At 41.7% G+C, this 18,235-nt stretch carries 14 protein-coding genes; 8 read left to right on the top strand and 6 right to left on the bottom strand.

The window, feature by feature from the left end:
* Window positions 1-57 precede the first annotated feature (57 nt).
* A complete protein-coding gene (locus HPE56_RS12300; protein WP_188244058.1) occupies window positions 58-2,736 on the bottom strand; it encodes a TonB-dependent receptor in 2,679 nt (892 codons plus the stop codon).
* 51 nt (window positions 2,737-2,787) lie between these two features.
* On the bottom strand, window positions 2,788-3,663 hold the full coding sequence (locus tag HPE56_RS12305; RefSeq protein WP_223170290.1) for a GLPGLI family protein: 876 nt from the start codon (window positions 3,661-3,663) through the stop codon (window positions 2,788-2,790).
* Window positions 3,664-3,939: 276 nt separating this feature from the next.
* On the opposite strand from HPE56_RS12305, the gene HPE56_RS12310 reads away from it, so the two are divergent.
* The 3 genes from HPE56_RS12310 to HPE56_RS12320 all read left to right on the top strand — a co-directional run bounded on the left by HPE56_RS12310 (window position 3,940) and on the right by HPE56_RS12320 (window position 6,248).
* On the top strand, window positions 3,940-4,554 hold the full coding sequence (locus HPE56_RS12310; protein ID WP_109652729.1) for a deoxynucleoside kinase: 615 nt from the start codon (window positions 3,940-3,942) through the stop codon (window positions 4,552-4,554).
* Between the two features lie 12 nt (window positions 4,555-4,566).
* Window positions 4,567-5,283: a dipeptidase PepE gene (pepE, locus tag HPE56_RS12315; RefSeq protein WP_188244059.1), complete on the top strand. Its 717-nt coding sequence runs from the start codon at window positions 4,567-4,569 to the stop codon at window positions 5,281-5,283.
* Between the two features lie 254 nt (window positions 5,284-5,537).
* Window positions 5,538-6,248, top strand: coding sequence for an energy transducer TonB (locus tag HPE56_RS12320; protein WP_317173202.1), 711 nt, complete (start codon window positions 5,538-5,540; stop codon window positions 6,246-6,248).
* A gap of 91 nt (window positions 6,249-6,339) precedes the next feature.
* Here the strand turns inward: HPE56_RS12320 and HPE56_RS12325 are convergent, their stop codons facing one another.
* The 4 genes from HPE56_RS12325 to HPE56_RS12340 all read right to left on the bottom strand — a co-directional run bounded on the left by HPE56_RS12325 (window position 6,340) and on the right by HPE56_RS12340 (window position 13,040).
* Window positions 6,340-8,748 carry a sodium-translocating pyrophosphatase gene (locus HPE56_RS12325; protein ID WP_223170291.1) on the bottom strand — a complete coding sequence of 803 codons (2,409 nt, stop codon included), beginning with the start codon at window positions 8,746-8,748 and terminating at the stop codon, window positions 6,340-6,342.
* Window positions 8,749-8,863: 115 nt separating this feature from the next.
* Window positions 8,864-9,391, bottom strand: a complete 528-nt coding sequence (locus tag HPE56_RS12330; RefSeq protein WP_188244060.1) for an inorganic diphosphatase — start codon at window positions 9,389-9,391, stop codon at window positions 8,864-8,866.
* A 70-nt stretch (window positions 9,392-9,461) separates the two neighbouring features.
* Entirely contained in the window at window positions 9,462-11,957 is a 2,496-nt protein-coding gene (locus HPE56_RS12335) for a DUF5686 family protein (RefSeq protein WP_188244061.1), read from the bottom strand.
* Between the two features lie 105 nt (window positions 11,958-12,062).
* Complete coding sequence (locus tag HPE56_RS12340; RefSeq protein WP_188244062.1) at window positions 12,063-13,040, bottom strand: pyruvate dehydrogenase complex E1 component subunit beta; 978 nt, start codon at window positions 13,038-13,040, stop codon at window positions 12,063-12,065.
* 184 nt (window positions 13,041-13,224) lie between these two features.
* Between HPE56_RS12340 and HPE56_RS12345 the strand changes: the two genes are divergently transcribed.
* From HPE56_RS12345 to HPE56_RS12365, 5 genes are all read left to right on the top strand, one after another.
* A complete protein-coding gene (locus HPE56_RS12345; RefSeq protein ID WP_188244063.1) occupies window positions 13,225-13,971 on the top strand; it encodes an electron transfer flavoprotein subunit beta/FixA family protein in 747 nt (248 codons plus the stop codon).
* A gap of 94 nt (window positions 13,972-14,065) precedes the next feature.
* Complete coding sequence (locus HPE56_RS12350) at window positions 14,066-15,034, top strand: electron transfer flavoprotein subunit alpha/FixB family protein (RefSeq protein ID WP_188244064.1); 969 nt, start codon at window positions 14,066-14,068, stop codon at window positions 15,032-15,034.
* A gap of 88 nt (window positions 15,035-15,122) precedes the next feature.
* Entirely contained in the window at window positions 15,123-15,752 is a 630-nt protein-coding gene (locus HPE56_RS12355; RefSeq protein WP_188244065.1) for a bifunctional nuclease family protein, read from the top strand.
* Between the two features lie 146 nt (window positions 15,753-15,898).
* Window positions 15,899-17,236, top strand: a complete 1,338-nt coding sequence (locus HPE56_RS12360) for a NupC/NupG family nucleoside CNT transporter (RefSeq protein WP_394355054.1) — start codon at window positions 15,899-15,901, stop codon at window positions 17,234-17,236.
* A gap of 130 nt (window positions 17,237-17,366) precedes the next feature.
* Window positions 17,367-18,191, top strand: coding sequence for a thymidylate synthase (locus HPE56_RS12365; RefSeq protein WP_188244067.1), 825 nt, complete (start codon window positions 17,367-17,369; stop codon window positions 18,189-18,191).
* Window positions 18,192-18,235: the final 44 nt, after the last annotated feature.

Here is an 18,235-nt window from a genome sequence, read left to right on the forward strand (position 1 = left end):
ACCAATACTTACTACTAAATGTTGTTCAGTTTACACTACGATCGAGACTATGCCATTCTAAATATCATACTTTATCGTAAATAAAACATACCTCGGCTGCACATAATAGGATTGGGTCGTAAAATAAAGTTCATTGGTACTGTCCTTATTAAGCGTTGTGGTGTTTAAAAGGTTAGTGCCTTTGATACCAAACTCCCACTTACTATCTTTCTGTTGGTATGTCAAATTGGATTCCAAAAAACTATACTTATTACCAATCGTACCCTCTTTGTCTGTATAGTTGTAATAATCATAGTCAAGCGTTACAATAAAGCTCTTCAAAAATGCTGTATCAAACCGGGCATAGGGCCTTTTTGTGAAATAGGTTGTTTCCCGCCCACCGTTGTCATAATTGTTCACACTATAGCGGTATCCTACTTCAAGATTGGGTGCATTTTTGAAATTGGTGGACAACGCTCCCTGATAGCTCTGGGTAAATGCATTGGAGGTGAGTTGTGCGTTATCAACTAGGTTATTGGTGGTTGACCATGCCAAACTACCACGAACCGAACCCTTTATTTTCCCAAAAGTACGCTCATAACGCCCATTGGCGGAAAATGACTCATCTTCAAAGTTGGAATTGATTGTCGTACTGATTCGGTTGATCCCCACAATTTCAGCACTGCTTTTTAGGGCATCGATCCTTTTTGTATAGGAGACATTACCGAAAATATTGGTGAAATTGAACATATTAAAACTGAAAAAATTCAAGGATAGATTGTGGTTAAGGGCACTTTCCAAATCCCTATTTCCCTGGTAAGCCGAGTTATAATTATTGAGCACGTAGGCTTGTGCAAATTTATTGACATCGGTAAAGGAACGTGTCACCCGATAATTAAACCTCAGGTTTTCCGACTTTTTAAGCTGTGCATTTATATATACATCAGGCAACAAGGAAGTAAGATCGTCTTTGACCACATTCCCCAATTGATCGTTCTTTACATTATACTGATGCAAGGTAACCCCAGGGTTAAAGGTGAAAATTCCCGATATCACTTTATAATGAAAACCCAAATACAGATCAGAGACATTAAAGTCCACATCGTTTTCATAATCAGAGCCCTCCATATCCAAAGTGGTTCCCCCATCCAAAACTTGGAAAATCCCCGAATTGAAATTCTGATGGCTCTGGGTAGTACCCATGGTAAAGTTCAAATTACTTTTATCTCCCAATACATAATAATAATCCACTTTGGCATCCACCTTATTGGTAACTACATTCTTGACTTGATTTATATTATAAACATCCTGGTTTTCGTCTACTGGAAAAACATCGACAAAGGCAAACTCGCTACGAATTGCCTCATAGAACGGGTCTTCATCTTGATACAAATGCTGGGCCTCTACGGCAAAAATATTCTTGTCGTCCAAGGTATAATACAGGTTCAGGTTCTGGTTTACCGCTAAGGGTTTCTGCCTTTTAACTTCAGAAATTTCATCGGTGATATCCGATATGGAGAGCACATCCACAGCCTCATAATCATCGGATTGCTTTAACAATGCATCATAATCTATCTGGAGGTCAGCATTGGGTTTGTACCTTGCACTCAATTTTGCCAATCCCAAATGAACGGTCTGATCGGTATTCGTGGTTGCATTCTCAATATCATTACTGGCGATATAGGTTGTGCTACTTATTGACTTCATCAGGGTTCCCGTATGGGAATAAATCCCAAATCCACTCAAATCCAATGACTTCGAAGGGGCATAACTAAAGTTAACCGCCGCAAACTTGGTATCTATATCGTTTGCCCTATTGTTTTGCCCTGTGGAAAGCCCTAGTCCGTCAGAACCAACATCTATGGAACTCCCGCCCCTTGCGTTTATATCCCTGAAGCCACCCGTAAATTTGCGATAATCGTTACGGGTAAAGGGGACTTCCCCCAAATTATTCAAATCGGTTATTATATTGATGCTATAATCAGGACTGTAATAAAATAGTTTAGGGTGCGCCAAGTATCTGTTATCCGGTCCGTAACCCGCCGTGAGCTCCCCAAACCAAAATTTCTTTTTACCTTCTTTCAACCGAATGTTCAGGGCTACATTATCATCATCATTCGTTAGGCCCTTCATTTGGGACACCTCATTATAATTTTTCAGCACCTCAACCTTACTTAGGGCATTGGCCGGAATATTCTCAACGGCAATTTTGGAATCCCCATCGAAAAAATCCTTTCCCTCTACCATTACCTTGGTTACCGTCTTTCCTTCAACCTCTATTTGCCCATCATCATCGATTTCAATCCCTGGTAAATTTTCCAGTACATCCTTCAACTTTTTTTCAGTACCCGAAACAAAGGAATCGGTATCATAAACAATCGTATCGCCTTTTACGGATACCGGCATTTCATAAGTTACCTCCACCTCATCCAACTGGGCGGCCTGTTCTTGCATTACAACATCCTTTACCGCATCAACATCACCAGCAGTAAGGGTAAAGGATTCGGTCTTCAGACCTAGATAACTTACTTTGACCGTATACTGACTGCCCGTTTTCAACTTTAACTTATACAATCCTGCATGGTTGGTGATCCCATAGGATTCCAGTCCCTTTGTCTCCGTATTGATAGCGATCACATTCGCCATATCAACACCTGTTCCCGTACTATCCTTAACAATACCCGTTAAAGAAATTTCCTGGGCCGAACAAAAAAAGCCAAAAGTCAAAAAGACTATGAAATGCAATGTAATTCTCATCTAAACTTGTTTTGAAGGAAATTAAAATCGTTTGTTATTTAAGCGCCGATATTAGAATCTACCACCTCGACCACCGCCACCTCGACCACCTCGGAAATTCTCGCGCATCTCTTTCATTTTTTCGCGGGAGATCTCATCGTATTCCGTTTGGGTTACCTTTTTCCCTTTCTTGGGTGCCTTAATTTCGATTTTCTCTTTGGGGTTCAAAGTGATTTTGGAACAAACAATAGTGGTCACATCATCGCTTACGGCCAAAATTAACCCTGGCAATCCCCAATATTCCGAAGGCCCCTGATTTACTGGGATTTCAGGTGTATACCACGCCACAATCTCGACCTCCTTCTCTATGAATTCCTCCTCTTTTTTTTCTTTCGTGTCTTGCCCTTCCTTTTTGTCGGCATTTCGATCATCACTATTTCTCCCCCGGAACAAGGCTTGCATATTGGGTCTTTTTACCGTCTTTATTGCTACTGCCTTATATGCTGTATATTTCCCTATTTGTTTGGTGTCACTTTCCAGTTTCCAATCCAATTTTTCAAGATTGTCCTCTATTAGGAATATCTTTCCGAAAAGCTCGTTCTTGATCAAATACCTTCCTTCCTCAATATTCTTATACAGGTCACCGCCTGCACTTCCCATAGCTCTAAAGCGCATGCCCCTGCCACTGTTACCTCCAGGCTGTTCCAATTTTTCTTCCTCCTCATATAATGATTCCTTTGCATTGAACACAAGTTCATACGTTTTCTCATTGGCCTTCTTCATACGTTCCATGATTTCCTTCTTACGGTCTTCTGGAATCTGTCTGTTTCCAAAATCCATATTCACCTGGGTTTTACTCTCGTAGGTGGCCTTTCCTTGAAAATTCTGCGAAAAACCGTTATACATGGTAAAAACCATCATTAGAACCACTATCATTTTATTTCCCATCTGTTCGACTTTTGGTTTAATGAAGTATTTTTGAATCTTTGATTTTGGTCAACTCCCAAAATACCATCCATCATCAAAAGTTCTTCATTGAATATTATAGCGTTGGACTCTTTTGAAGGTATTTGGTTTAATATGTCGGTAAAAAAAATAAAATGCCACTTGTACATTTTTTTCCCGATATTGATATAAAGGTTTTTACTTCCTATAGTAATCTTGTATATTGTACCCTCCATTAAACTCAATTGATATAACACTAATCACAAATCAGAATACCTTATGCATATTGCCGTTGCAGGAAACATTGGCGCCGGAAAGACCACACTGACAAGACTTCTGGCAAAACACTTCAAGTGGGAAGCCCATTTTGAGGATGTTGTTGACAATCCTTATTTGGACGATTTTTATAACCAAATGGAACGATGGAGCTTTAATCTTCAGATTTACTTCCTAAACCACCGATACCGTCAGGTCCTTAGTTTTAGGGAAAGTGGCAAGGACATTATTCAGGACAGGACCATTTACGAGGATGCCTACATATTCGCGCCCAACCTTCACGCGATGGGGTTGATGACCAATAGGGACTTTAAGAACTACTCAAGTCTTTTCGAATTGATGGAAAGCTTGGTGCAACCACCGGATCTTCTAATTTATTTAAGAAGTACCATTCCCAATTTAGTAAAGCAGATCCATAAACGTGGGCGTGATTACGAGAACACCATTTCAATTGATTACCTAAGTCGATTGAACGAACGGTATGAAGCTTGGATCTATGGTTATGAAAAAGGAAAACTACTGATTATCGATGTGGATAACCTTGATTTTGTTGACAACCCAGAAGATCTCGGGGAGATCTTAAACAGGATAGACGCTGAGATCAACGGTTTATTCTAAAAACCACCCCGTATGACAAATTGCCTACTTGCCAGTACATCAACGATTTTCGGAGGATCCTATTTAGACTATTTATTTGATGCCTTGGGTGAATTGTACCAAAACACTGAAGAGGTAATTTTCATCCCCTTTGCAAGACCGGGTGGTATTTCCCATGATGCCTATAGTGAAATGGCCGCTACGGCATTTCAACATATAGGCAAAAAACTAACAGGTCTACACACATTTGACGAACCTAAAGCCGCCCTAAAATCCGCAAAGGGCATCTTTACCGGGGGCGGCAATTCCTTTGTACTCGTCAATAGCCTTTATCATCATCACCTAATGCCCACACTGAGGCAGGTAATTTTGAACGGGACACCTTATTTAGGCACTAGCGCCGGTAGTAATATTGCCGGGCCCACTATCAAGACCACCAATGACATGCCGATTGTTTATCCTCCTAGTTACGACACCTTGGCTATAATTCCAATGAACATTAATCCGCATTATCTTGATCCCGACCCTAACTCGACCCACAAAGGGGAAACGCGGGAAACACGTATCAAGGAATTCCATGAATTCAATACTACGCCGGTTATAGGCCTTCGGGAAGGAAGTTGGATTCGCGTGCAAAACAAGGAAATCACACTCCATGGAGGCCAACTTAGCGCCCGTATATTCGAAAAAGGAAAAGATGCCTACGAAATACCCGCAGGTGCCTCGCTGGATTTTTTAAAAAACCAATAACTTTTCATTGTTTTAACCCCATTATATCCCAATGGGATTGCTCTCCTAAAACACCTGCCTTTCCCAAAAGGGCATTTTACACACTGAACATTACCTTTCACTCATTACGGATTTCAAATAAACAGGTTAAACCGTAGCTTCATTCAAACATTCAACAAGCCTAAAAACACCTATATCAATTCCGGATACCGATATAGGGGACTTGTAAACAATTGTATAACCCTGCCTTTCCCAAGAATGGCCAAAACTTTTGAATGATGAAACCAAAAAAACACCCTAATAGGGATTTAAACAAGAACAGCGGACTTTATTTTGTAATCGGATTGATCCTTGTAATGGCATGTACCTACATGGCCTTTGAGTGGAAAACCTATGACCAACCAAATTATTATGGTGAGGCCATAAACATGCCCGATGACCCCCTAGAAGAAGTACCACCCCTTATTACCCTTGACGTACCACCACCCCCTCCAGCACCGTTCATCCCGGATGTCATAGAGGTTGTCATAAATGAGGACCCAATTATCGAAACGGATGTCGCGTCTTCGGAAAGTGATCCATACAAGGAAATCCTGGAAGTAAAGGACATTGATGTTATCGATGATCCCGTAGACATGCCACCCGTACCCTTTTCGGTCATAGAAGAGGTTCCGGTTTTCCCTGGTTGTGAAAAGGCTGTCGATAAAAGAGCCTGCTTTCAAGATCAAATGAACAGGCATATTCGAAAAAATTTCAGGTATCCCGAAATTCCCTTGGAAATGGGCATACAGGGCAAGGTATATATGCAGTTTATGATTGAAACCGATGGAAGTATCGGACATATTCAAAAGCGCGGACCGGACAAACACCTAGAAGCCGAAGCCACGCGCATAATCAAGCTGCTTCCCAAAATGCAGCCTGGGAAACAACGGGGCACTCCTGTTAAAGTTCCATTTAGCATTCCCATTAACTTTAAGCTTCAATAATCAATAACCACAAAGGTTCACTGATTTGCATAAAAAAGCCCTGACCGTTTGGTCAGGGCTTTAAAATTATTTGAATGTCCCTAAAAAAGTTTTATTCTTTCCCAACAACTTTCCCTATAACCTCCTCATCGATGGTATCTGCTTTAGCAGCCTTACCCTTGAAGGTTTCAACTTTAGCCATCACATCTTTCTCCGATCCTGAAAAAACCGCTTCATCAACCGTTTTTTCACCATTATCAGTTGTAGTGGTCGTTACTGTTGCCGTCATTGTAGCATCATCATTCTTTGTCATTTCAACCCTAACCTCTTTTTGAACTTCCTGGGCCACCAATTCGGTAATAACCTTTTGTTCGTTATAAGCCGTTAAAGTATCCGGTGTCAACGCAATACTTGGTGCGATTACCAAAGCTACCACTGACATTAATTTCAATAAGATATTCAAAGAAGGACCTGATGTATCCTTGAATGGATCACCAACGGTATCACCTACTACTGCTGCTTTATGGGCATCAGTACCTTTTCTTCCATCCGATTCGATCATCTTTTTGGCGTTATCCCATGCACCACCTGCATTGGATTGGAAAATTGCCATCAGCACCCCACAGGTTGTTACCCCTGCAAGTAGTCCGCCCAACATTTCCGCTCCTCCAATAAAACCAACGGCAACTGGAACCGCTATTGCCAATAAACCAGGCAATACCATTTCCCTAATTGATGCTTGCGTGGAAATGGCCACACATTTATCGTACTCGGCCAATCCATCCGCTTCATCAAAAATCGCCCTTTGTTCAGGCGTTGCTTTTGTCATGTCGGAATCCACAGCCCGCATAACTTCCAAGGCAGCTTTCAATTGTGGGATATCCCTGAATTGACGTCTAACTTCCTCGATCATGGCCATGGCAGCACGCCCAACCGCATTCATCGATAAGGCAGAAAATACAAATGGCAGCATTCCACCTACTAAAAGTCCAGCCATTATGGTTGGTTTGGATACATCAATAGAATCAATTTTTGCAACTTTCATAAAAGCGGCAAACAAGGCCAAGGCCGTTAAAGCTGCAGAAGCTATTGCAAACCCTTTACCAATGGCTGCAGTTGTATTACCTACCGCATCCAATTTATCTGTTCGCTCGCGAACTTCACTGGGCAATTCCGCCATTTCGGCAATACCACCGGCATTATCGGAAATTGGTCCGTACGCATCCACTGCCAACTGAATTCCCGTATTTGCCAACATTCCAACCGCGGCAATGGCAATACCATATAGTCCAGCAAAATGATGTGACACCAAGATAGCGGCAGCGATCAATAAGATTGGAATCATGGTCGACATCATACCGACACCTAATCCGGCAATTATATTCGTTGCAGCCCCAGTCTCAGATTGACGAACAATAGAATTTACTGGTTTTGTTCCTGTTCCTGTATAGTATTCCGTGATTTTCCCAACACCCAAACCAGCAATTAAACCGGCTAAGGTGGCCCAGAAAATACCCATGGCACCACTAGGTAGACCTTCAACGGTTTCGGGAATCATTGCCGTAATGATAAAATAGGAGGCAACGACCATTAGACCGGCGGAACCAAATTCACCAATATTCAAAGCCGTTTGTGGATTTCCACCATCCTTAACCTTTACGAAGAATGTTCCGATGATTGACATTATAATACCCACGGCCGCTAAGACCAATGGCAGATAAACGGCCCCTAAACCGGCAAAATCCGGAGTGATAATAAAAGCCCCCAACACCATGGTACCGATGATAGAACCTACATAAGACTCAAATAAATCGGCTCCCATACCGGCAACATCACCAACATTGTCACCAACATTATCGGCAATAGTGGCAGGGTTCAATGGGTGGTCCTCAGGAATACCCGCTTCAACCTTGCCCACCAAGTCGGCACCGACATCAGCTGCTTTCGTGTAAATACCACCACCAACTCTCGCAAACAAGGCGATGGATGATGCACCCAAGGAGAATCCTGATAGCACATTCAGCACCAATGACAAGTTATCCGCACCTGGCCAAATATTTTGGTAGATCATAAAAAGGCCACTCAGACCTAAAACGCCAAGTCCGACAACACCAAGTCCCATTACGGCACCGCCGGCAAAAGCAACCTCAAGGGCCTTACCCAATGATTTTCTAGCCGCCTGTGTTGTTCTTACGTTAGCTTTGGTAGCCACTTTCATTCCGATAAACCCAGCCAAGGCAGAACAAATAGCCCCAACCACAAAGGAAACAGCAACCATACCATGTGACCCTACCTCATTACTTCCTTTGAAGTAAAGAAGAATCGCCACGGCAATAACGAAAATTGCCAGTATTTTATATTCCGCTTTTAAAAATGACATTGCCCCATCGGCAATATTCTTGGCAATTCTTGCCATTTTTGCGTCACCAACTTCCTGTTTTGAAACCCACATGTTCTTGACAAACACGAATATTAGAGCCAAGACACCGAAGGCTGGCAAGAACTTTACGATTAAATCCATTGTTTTTTTAGTTATTTAGTTTTTTTTTAATGCCAGCTAAAGTAGTGAAATCAAATAGATAAAAAAAGTGGCTTTTCAATATTGAAAAGCCACTTTTTAACCCTAAAACTGGGTTTTAAATAGTGAATGTGCGTTTTTTCTTGTGCTCGCTTTTATCGTAACGCTCTAGACATTCATGATATATCCTGACGGCTTCTATGGAATCGCCCCAGCCACCTACATCAACTTTTTTCTCTTCGAGGTCTTTATATACCTGAAAAAAATGTTCAATTTCTTTCAATCTATGAGGATTAACATCCGAAATATCATTTCTCTTACTCCAAATAGGATCCGAAATCGGTACGCAGATGATTTTCTCATCCGGACCTTTCTCATCGGTCATATGAAAAACCCCAATAGGCTTTACCTCTACCACTACCATTGGAAAGGTTGGTTCAGTACACAAAACCAAAACATCCAAGGGATCCTTATCCAACGCCAAGGTTTCAGGTATAAAACCATAATCACCAGGATACATCATCGACGAAAACAAGGTTCGGTCAAACCGTATTTTATGTAAAGTAAAATCGTATTCGTATTTATTTCTACTTCCCTTAGGTATTTCAATAAGTACATCAAAGGTAAGTCCTGCTTTTTTACTCATATTCTAGTTTTTTTCTACCACAAAGATATTGAAAAGATTGAATTAGCTTTTCTTCATTGCCTAAAATACCTTAAAAATGGAAGCCAAATTCCCCAGTTACACTAAATCGTCTTGCGTCAGGGTTATCAAAGTAATTTCCCCTGAAATTAAAATCTATCCTAAAAAATTTCAGAATATTACCAACACCTACGGAATATTCATAATAGATTTTCTTGTTTGGGGCTTGCAACGGAATGTTCGTTGGTGCACTTAAGTCCATATTCCCTTGGGACAACTCCCCCCAAACACCCCTTAACCCTACAAACTCCCTTAAATTCAATTTTCGGATCAGTGGTATCCTTGAAAATATTCGGCCATTAAAATTATGTTCAAAATGTACGGCGGTATACGTATCTGTGACAAATTCATAAAAATCAAGATTGGGGAATGTGTTATAAATGGTAAACAAGGTCTGGTTCCCGGGCACAACGTTCAAAAGACTCAAAGGCACCTCCCCAAAGGTCTTGCCAACCTCTACGGTACTTAAGAGCCGGCCAAACCCACCCAATTGCCATGGTTGACTGTACGAAAACTGCAACTTGCTATAATTGAAATCACTTTCTAAAAAACCTTCAAACCCATGGGTGTAATTCAATAACAAGGTACTGTAGGTGTCATTGATATTTCTCCGCTCAACGCCATAACCAATGGTTCTTCTCCCTGGGGTATACACCACCATGGTATTTACATCGAACTGTTTTACCTCGGATGAAATGCCTGTGGGCGACTCTGGGTCGATATAATCCAAGTTAAACGCATCGGGCAAGGCCGAACCCAAAGTTCTTAGCGAACTCCCTACACGCACCCTAAAATTCGTTATGGGTTCAATCTCCAAATTGAAGGTACTCAGGTTAATATTGGTCAGCCGGTCATTGGAACCTACGGTAAGCACTGAGGAAGAGGCGATACTCCGACCCATCACGTCGTTGGTTGACGTAAGGCTAAGTCCCAATTGCTCCACATCGCGCCGATTACCCCCTGATATGATCAAACGACTTTTTTTATCGACCAGCCATTTGGCGGAAAATCCGTGTTTTACCTTTTTATCCATAAAACCATAGGCCATATAGCCTTCTAACCGCCATGGATCATTTTGACCGAAATACGTACGTGCCCCACCTCGAAGTCGAACACCCTCGGCATCATTATAACCGAATACACTGTAGACATCCCCGAGATCGACATTCCATTTATCAATCTCTACATAGCCTGACCCCAAAATACTGACGATATTATAGAACGATTTAAACTTGGGGACCGTCCTTAAGGTATCCAATAATTGGTACACTCCTTTTTCATCCTTATTCAGTGCCTCTAGCCGATTATTCTGCCAAAAGGTACTGTCCCTATTCAAGACCAAGGGATTGAAATCATTACTCTTTGTCTTATAGAATTCCCGGGGCTTGACCCTATCGAATTGATAATCATCATAAACGGTCGTACGTTTACCATACACGCCTTTGGATTCCTCCTTTTTCTTTAAACTGAAATCGGTCAACATATAATCCCTTTGCAAGAGAAAGACGGAATCATTGACGACCTGGAAATCCTGTTCTATATAAATTTCCTTAACCCAGTTGATATTCGCACTTTTGGTCACTTCAAGATTTATATTCTTTATGGCATAAGTTGAATCGTTCACCCAAAAGTCGCCCTTAAAGGTCAATTCATTCTTACGTCGGGGATAATAGGTGATATTGTAGCACCACTTATTATCTATATAGGCACTGTCGCGCAGCACATAGTTATAGGTATCTATACCTGTTTTCGAGAGTGGACTGGTAAAACTCTTATCGAAAAATTTTAGGTAATTATCATAAATATCATAATCCTGGTAAAGGTCCTCAACAAACGCTATGATAGCTTGATTGTTCTCAAAACCCGAGTTTTTGTTCCCCAATACATCCTCCTTTTCAACAGTTATGGTATTGTCGCCATACACTTTTGAAAACGTCTCATTTAGAAATATAGGTAGATAGGTTTTACCCGTAATCCGTGAAGTATCCAAATCCTGGAATACAAATTCCAATCCTTTAAAGATCTTCTTTTTCATCAAAGCGCTATCGATCGTATTTAAATCAAACTCTACCTTTTCATATTTATCATACTGGTATTGTTTGAATTTGCGAAGACCATTTACCCGCTTTTTAGCCCATATTTTTCTCAGGATATCTATTGCCGGATTGTTCTTTTTGGGTTGTTTACCCCCAAAAACAACTACCTCCCCCAATTGTTGGCTCGACTCCAACAACTCTATACGCATTTTGTAGTTTACTTTAGCGGGAAGTGTGATTTCCTTAGTTTCAAATCCCATAAAGGAAACCACCAGGATTTCATAGGTAGAATCCGACTCCAAATAAAAATTACCATTCTCATCGGATATCGTCCCCTCGGTAGAGTCCTTAAAAAGAATATCGGCAAAGGGGATTGGCTCGCCCATTTCATCAACGACGATACCCCCAACCTTTGTTTGGGCTAAAGCCACCACGGTAAAAAACAGAAAGAAGGGCAGAAGAAATTTATTCATTTATATGGTATTCAAGACAACTTTATGATACGGTAAAGTATAACTAAAAAAGCTTCGCCAACACTTGGTCGGAGAAGCTAAATTTCCTTTACAATTTTGTACCCCTTATTTGTATAGCACTTTCTTAACCGCCTTGATTACATCTTCATGGTTCGGCAGCCATTCAGCCAACAAGACTGGTGAATATGGTGCTGGGGTGTCAGCAGTATTTATTTTTTGGATAGGGGCATCCAAATAATCAAATGCATTATTCTGTACATAGAAACCTATTTCGGTAGCAACGTTACCAAAAGGCCAAGCTTCCTCTAAAATGACCAAACGATTCGTTTTCTTCACTGAATTCAAAACGGCCTCATAATCCAATGGCTTAACCGTACGTAAATCGATGATCTCACAACTGATTCCTTCTTTTGCCAATTCATCAGCAGCTTTATCGGCCTCCTTGATGATTTTGCCAAATGATACAATAGTAACGTCCGAACCTTCCCTTCTAATATCCGCTACCCCTAAAGGAATAGTAAATTCACCTTCAGGTACTTCGCCCTTATCACCATACATCTGCTCAGACTCCATGAAAATAACGGGGTCATTATCCCGTATCGCGGATTTCAATAATCCTTTGGCATCGGCCGGATTGGATGGTACAACCACCTTTAATCCCGGACAATTTGCAAACCAACTTTCAAATGCCTGGGAATGCGTGGCCCCTAATTGACCCGCAGAACCTGTGGGCCCTCGAAAAACGATTGGACAACTAAACTGCCCACCGGACATTTGCCTGATTTTGGCAGCATTGTTTACTATCTGATCAATACCGACCAACGCAAAGTTGAAGGTCATAAATTCAATAATCGGCCTATTGCCTGTCAATGTAGAACCCACTCCAACACCTGCGAAACCCAATTCAGAAATCGGCGTATCGATCACACGCTCAGGACCAAATTCGTCCAACATCCCTTTTGAAGCCTTATATGCGCCGTTGTACTCTGCAACTTCCTCGCCCATTAGATAAATGGCCTCGTCTCTTCTCATTTCCTCTGACATGGCCTCTGCTATGGCTTGCCTAAACTGTAATGTCTTCATTTAATACTTATATTAATGGTTATCCACTTCGGACAAAAATGAAAGCAAAAATAGCAAATTATATATCAATTTTCGGGCTGATGGAATTAAAAAAATGACAAATTTTACTATGCATGCATAGTATTTCCGAAAAAGATTACCTATCTTAGCTCAATTCTTTTAAAGACCTGAAAATATTACGTTTATGAAGATATTAGTTTGTATAAGCAATGTACCCGACACCACATCAAAGATTAATTTCACTGATGGCAATACCAAATTTGACACTAACGGCGTACAATTTGTGATAAATCCAAATGACGAGTTTGGACTTACCCGCGCCATGTGGTTCAAAGAGAAACAAGGTGCGACCGTACATGTAGCATCTGTAGGAGGTTCGAGTGCTGAACCCACAATACGAAAAGCGCTTGCCATTGGTGCCGATGAGGCTATTCGTGTGGATGCGGAACCCACAGACGGATATTTTGTCGCCCAACAATTGGCTGCAGTAGTAAAAAATGGCGGTTATGATTTGATTATTGCCGGAAGGGAATCCATCGACTATAACGGTGGCATGGTTCCTGGTATGTTAGCCACCCTTTTAGACATGAATTTCGTGAACACCTGTATCAATATAGAGGTTGACGGCAATAACGTTAAGGCGATGCGCGAGATTGATGGCGGAAAAGAGAAAATCGAGACCACCTTGCCCTTGGTTATAGGGGGACAGAAAGGCCTGGTAGAAGAAAGTGATTTACGCATACCCAATATGAGAGGCATCATGATGGCTAGAAAAAAGGCCTTGAATGTAGTTGCCCCTATCGATGCGATTGCCGCTACCACCGATATAAAGTTTGAACAACCAGCCCCCAAAGGAGCTGTAAAATTGGTTGATGCCGATAACGTGGGCGAATTGGTAAACCTCTTACATAACGAGGCCAAGGTAATTTGAGCCTTGTGCCCCAATTGTTTTAAAAGTTTCCCAACCCTTAATTCAACAATACTTTCCTGCATCATATCCAGGATCATAAATTAAAGAAAAACATATGTCAGTTTTAGTCTATACAGAATCAGAAAACGGTAAGTTCAAAAAAAATGCCTTTGAAGCTGCCTCCTATGCCTATGAGGTTGCCCAACAATTGGGCACCACGGCAACGGCCATCTCGATCAATGCCAATGAAAACGAAAGTCTTGGCAATTACGGCATTACCAAAGTATTGAATGTCTCGAATGACAAATTGAGTACCTTCAATGCCAAGGCATACGCAAACATCATCGCTGAAGCAGCTAAGAATGAGGGTGCCAAGGTCATCGTGGTCAGCTCAAGTTCTGACACAAAATTCCTCGCCCCGTTATTGGCCACTAAATTAGAGGCCGGGATGGTTTCCAATGTGGTTGCAGCGCCGGAAAGTACAAGTCCGTTTATCGTAAAACGTACTGTTTTCAGTAATAAGGGATTTGCCCACACCCAAATCAATACTGAAATCAAATTGATAGCAGTATCAAACAACGCCTTTGGTTTGGTGGAAAACACGACTTCGACGACGGTTGAGGATTTTTCCCCTACCGTAAGTGACGCTGACTTCTCAACAAAATCAACAGAAATCGATAAGGTCGTCGGCAAAGCAACCATAGCGGATGCAGATATCGTCGTTTCCGGTGGCCGAGGACTCAAAGGTCCCGAAAATTGGGGAATGATCGAAGAATTGGCGGATGTACTGGGAGCGGCCACCGCATGTTCCAAACCTGTATCGGATATGGGCTGGAGACCCCATAGTGAACACGTAGGACAAACGGGTAAGCCTGTTGCAAGTAATCTTTACATTGCCATAGGTATTTCTGGGGCCATTCAACATTTGGCCGGGGTAAGTGCCTCAAAAACAAAAGTGGTCATCAATACCGATCCAGAAGCCCCATTTTTTAAGGCAGCCGATTACGGAATTGTAGGTGATGCCTTTGAAGTGGTACCTAAACTCATCGAAAAATTAAAGGAATTTAAAGCCCAAAACGCTTAATTTTTGTTAATTTGCGCCTCTGAGGGGCTGTTCAATTGATTGGCCATGCCTTTTTATTTGAACAGCCCTTTGAGGTTTATTATATCCTATGAGTTTAGTACGATTGAAAATTAAGGGAATTTCCTATAGCCAAACCCAAAATGGTGCCTATGCCCTTATATTGAACGAAGTGGACGGTGATCGCAAACTTCCTATTGTCATTGGAGCATTTGAGGCACAATCAATTGCCATTGCCCTTGAGAAGGAAATAAAACCGCCGCGACCATTGACGCATGATCTTTTTAAGAATTTTGCGGATCGTTTCGATATTGTGATAAAACAGGTTATCATCCATAAATTGGTTGACGGGGTCTTTTACTCCAGCATTATTTGTGAAAGGGATAAGATTGAGGAAATCATCGACGCAAGGACCAGCGATGCAATTGCTTTGGCCCTTCGTTTCAATGCACCAATATTTACATACAAGACCATTCTTGATAAAGCCGGCATCTTCTTGAAATTCACCTCCAAGGAAAGTGAAAAGGAAGAAAATGACGACAGTATCATGGTCGATGAAATATTACAGGAAGGGGAAACCGTAGAGATTGACCAAGGGGCCACCGACGCCTTTACCGAATTGACGATTGACGAATTGAACAAAGAATTGGAAAAAGCCGTTGCCAACGAAGACTACGAAAAAGCGGCAAAATTAAGGGATGAAATCTCCAAACGCAACTAAACTAAAAGCGCATTCTGACTATGAAAACTAATTATTTGGTGCTTGTTTTAGTTTTTTTACTATCCTTTACTTCCTTTGCCCAAACAACAGCCGCACAAGACACCTTGGTCGCTATTACCGAATCGGTTATTTTGACCCCAACGGACATGGCCCAAACCGAACATATTATTCCCAATGCGGGATTTTCAATCAATAGTTTATGGAGGGGTATTTTAGGGATGTTATCCCTTATCTTTATTTCATTTCTTTTTAGCGCGAATAGAAAAGCCATAAATTGGAGAACCGTAGGTATCGGACTAGGCATCCAAGTATTGTTGGCCATTGGAATACTACAAGTGACTTTCATCCGTAGGATCTTTGAATTTTTAGGAATGATCTTCAATGAATTATTGAATTTCACCTTGGCAGGAAGTCAATTCGTATTGGGAAACCTCCTCAATCTCGAAAACCCGAACATCGGTTATATATTTGCTTTTCAAATACTTCCGACAATCATCTTCTTTTCCGCATTGACTTCGGTCTTGTTCTATTTGGGAATCATTCAAAAAATAGTCAAAGGACTGGCTTGGCTTCTTACAAAATCCTTGGGTATCTCAGGTCCGGAAAGTCTTTCTGTTGCCGGTAACATATTCTTGGGACAGACCGAATCACCTCTTATGATCAAGGCCTATCTGGAAAAAATGAACAAGTCAGAAATCCTGTTGGTCATGATTGGCGGTATGGCCACCGTCGCTGGTGGTGTATTGGCAGCCTACATAGGATTCCTGGGAGGAAACGACCAACAGTTACGACTGGAATTCGCAAGACACCTGATTGCCGCCTCAGTGATGGCCGCTCCCGGAGCCATTGTCATTTCAAAAATACTTTACCCACAAACCGAACCCGTCAATACCGACGTCTCCGTCTCCTCGGAAAAAATAGGGGCCAACATCCTCGATGCCATTGCCAACGGAACAACAGAAGGGTTAAAACTAGCTGTTAATGTGGGTGCCATGCTTTTGGTTTTCGTAGCCTTTATCGCAATGATAAACGGTATATTGGGATGGACCGGTGATATTACATCACTCAATGATTGGCTTGCCGCCAATACATCCTACCAACAATTTTCCTTGGAGTCTATTTTAGGGACCATCTTTGCCCCATTGATGTGGTTAACAGGGGTGCAAACCGAGGATATAATGCCAATGGGTCAATTATTGGGTATCAAGTTGGCAGCCAGTGAATTTGTAGGATATATTCAATTGGCTGAACTTAAGGATGTTGCCAGTGCAACGCACTTAACCTATAACAAATCGGTGATCATGGCAACCTATATGTTATGCGGGTTTGCCAATTTCGCTTCGATAGGCATACAGATCGGAGGTATCGGATCATTAGCCCCTGGGCAACGAAAAACGCTTTCAGAATTCGGTATGCGTGCTGTACTTGGTGGATCTATCGCTTCTTTGCTCTCAGCCACCATTGCCGGAATGATTTTGGGGTAAATCCCTTGTCGTTGATAAAATTTCATAAGAATAATCAAGAGCTCCGAAAAATCGATTGCCATTTCATTATTTTTATCCCATAAATTGGAATGATAACTTTTGAAAGCCCACGAGTGGGATAGCACTTTATATGAAACAATACCACGATTTATTAAAACAGGTTTTGGATAACGGTAGCCAAAAAGGCGACCGTACAGGAACAGGAACCCTAAGTATCTTTGGTCATCAGATGCGATTTGACCTCAGTCAGGGATTCCCTATGGTAACTACCAAAAAGCTACATTTAAAGTCCATTATATATGAACTCCTATGGTTTCTTAAAGGAGACACCAATATTGCCTATCTACAAGAAAACGGGGTACGCATATGGAATGAATGGGCCGATGATAATGGCGACCTCGGTCCCGTATACGGTCACCAATGGCGTAATTGGAACAGTGAGGAAATTGACCAGATCAAAGAGGTGGTACAAAGCTTGAAACAAAACCCGAACAGCAGAAGAATGTTGGTATCGGCCTGGAATCCCAGTGTGCTTCCCGACACCTCAAAATCCTTTGCCGAAAATGTGGCCAACGGAAAGGCGGCGCTCCCCCCTTGCCATGCCTTCTTTCAGTTTTACGTGGCTGATGGTAAATTGTCGTGCCAATTGTACCAACGCAGTGCGGATATTTTCCTAGGCGTTCCTTTCAATATTGCCTCCTACGCATTATTCACTTTGATGATGGCTCAAGTCTGTGGGTATCAACCCGGGGAATTCATCCACACTTTTGGGGATGCCCATATCTACAATAACCATATGGAACAAGTAGAATTGCAATTAAGCCGTGAACCTCGGCCATTGCCTAAAATGGTCATTAATCCTGAGGTCAAGGATATCTTCGATTTTAAATTTGAAGATTTTACGCTCACGGATTACCATCCGCATCCACATATAAAAGGAGCCGTAGCAATATAGACCAATATGCGATAGGGTTAAGAATAGATTTTATACGGTCCTTG

Source organism: Maribacter aquimaris, assembly GCF_014596745.1.
GTDB lineage: Bacteria > Bacteroidota > Bacteroidia > Flavobacteriales > Flavobacteriaceae > Maribacter_A > Maribacter_A aquimaris.

Excerpts from the sequence above, each read along its gene's own strand:
- HPE56_RS12300 (WP_188244058.1), bottom strand. The coding sequence starts at position 2,736 with ATGAGAATTACATTGCATTTCATAGTCTTTTTGACTTTTGGCTTTTTT.
- HPE56_RS12305 (WP_223170290.1), bottom strand. The coding sequence starts at position 3,663 with ATGGGAAATAAAATGATAGTGGTTCTAATGATGGTTTTTACCATGTAT.
- HPE56_RS12310 (WP_109652729.1), top strand. The coding sequence starts at position 3,940 with ATGCATATTGCCGTTGCAGGAAACATTGGCGCCGGAAAGACCACACTG.
- pepE (WP_188244059.1), top strand. The coding sequence starts at position 4,567 with ATGACAAATTGCCTACTTGCCAGTACATCAACGATTTTCGGAGGATCC.
- HPE56_RS12320 (WP_317173202.1), top strand. The coding sequence starts at position 5,538 with ATGATGAAACCAAAAAAACACCCTAATAGGGATTTAAACAAGAACAGC.
- HPE56_RS12325 (WP_223170291.1), bottom strand. The coding sequence starts at position 8,748 with ATGGATTTAATCGTAAAGTTCTTGCCAGCCTTCGGTGTCTTGGCTCTA.
- HPE56_RS12330 (WP_188244060.1), bottom strand. The coding sequence starts at position 9,391 with ATGAGTAAAAAAGCAGGACTTACCTTTGATGTACTTATTGAAATACCT.
- HPE56_RS12335 (WP_188244061.1), bottom strand. The coding sequence starts at position 11,957 with ATGAATAAATTTCTTCTGCCCTTCTTTCTGTTTTTTACCGTGGTGGCT.
- HPE56_RS12340 (WP_188244062.1), bottom strand. The coding sequence starts at position 13,040 with ATGAAGACATTACAGTTTAGGCAAGCCATAGCAGAGGCCATGTCAGAG.
- HPE56_RS12345 (WP_188244063.1), top strand. The coding sequence starts at position 13,225 with ATGAAGATATTAGTTTGTATAAGCAATGTACCCGACACCACATCAAAG.
- HPE56_RS12350 (WP_188244064.1), top strand. The coding sequence starts at position 14,066 with ATGTCAGTTTTAGTCTATACAGAATCAGAAAACGGTAAGTTCAAAAAA.
- HPE56_RS12355 (WP_188244065.1), top strand. The coding sequence starts at position 15,123 with ATGAGTTTAGTACGATTGAAAATTAAGGGAATTTCCTATAGCCAAACC.
- HPE56_RS12360 (WP_394355054.1), top strand. The coding sequence starts at position 15,899 with ATGGCCCAAACCGAACATATTATTCCCAATGCGGGATTTTCAATCAAT.
- HPE56_RS12365 (WP_188244067.1), top strand. The coding sequence starts at position 17,367 with ATGAAACAATACCACGATTTATTAAAACAGGTTTTGGATAACGGTAGC.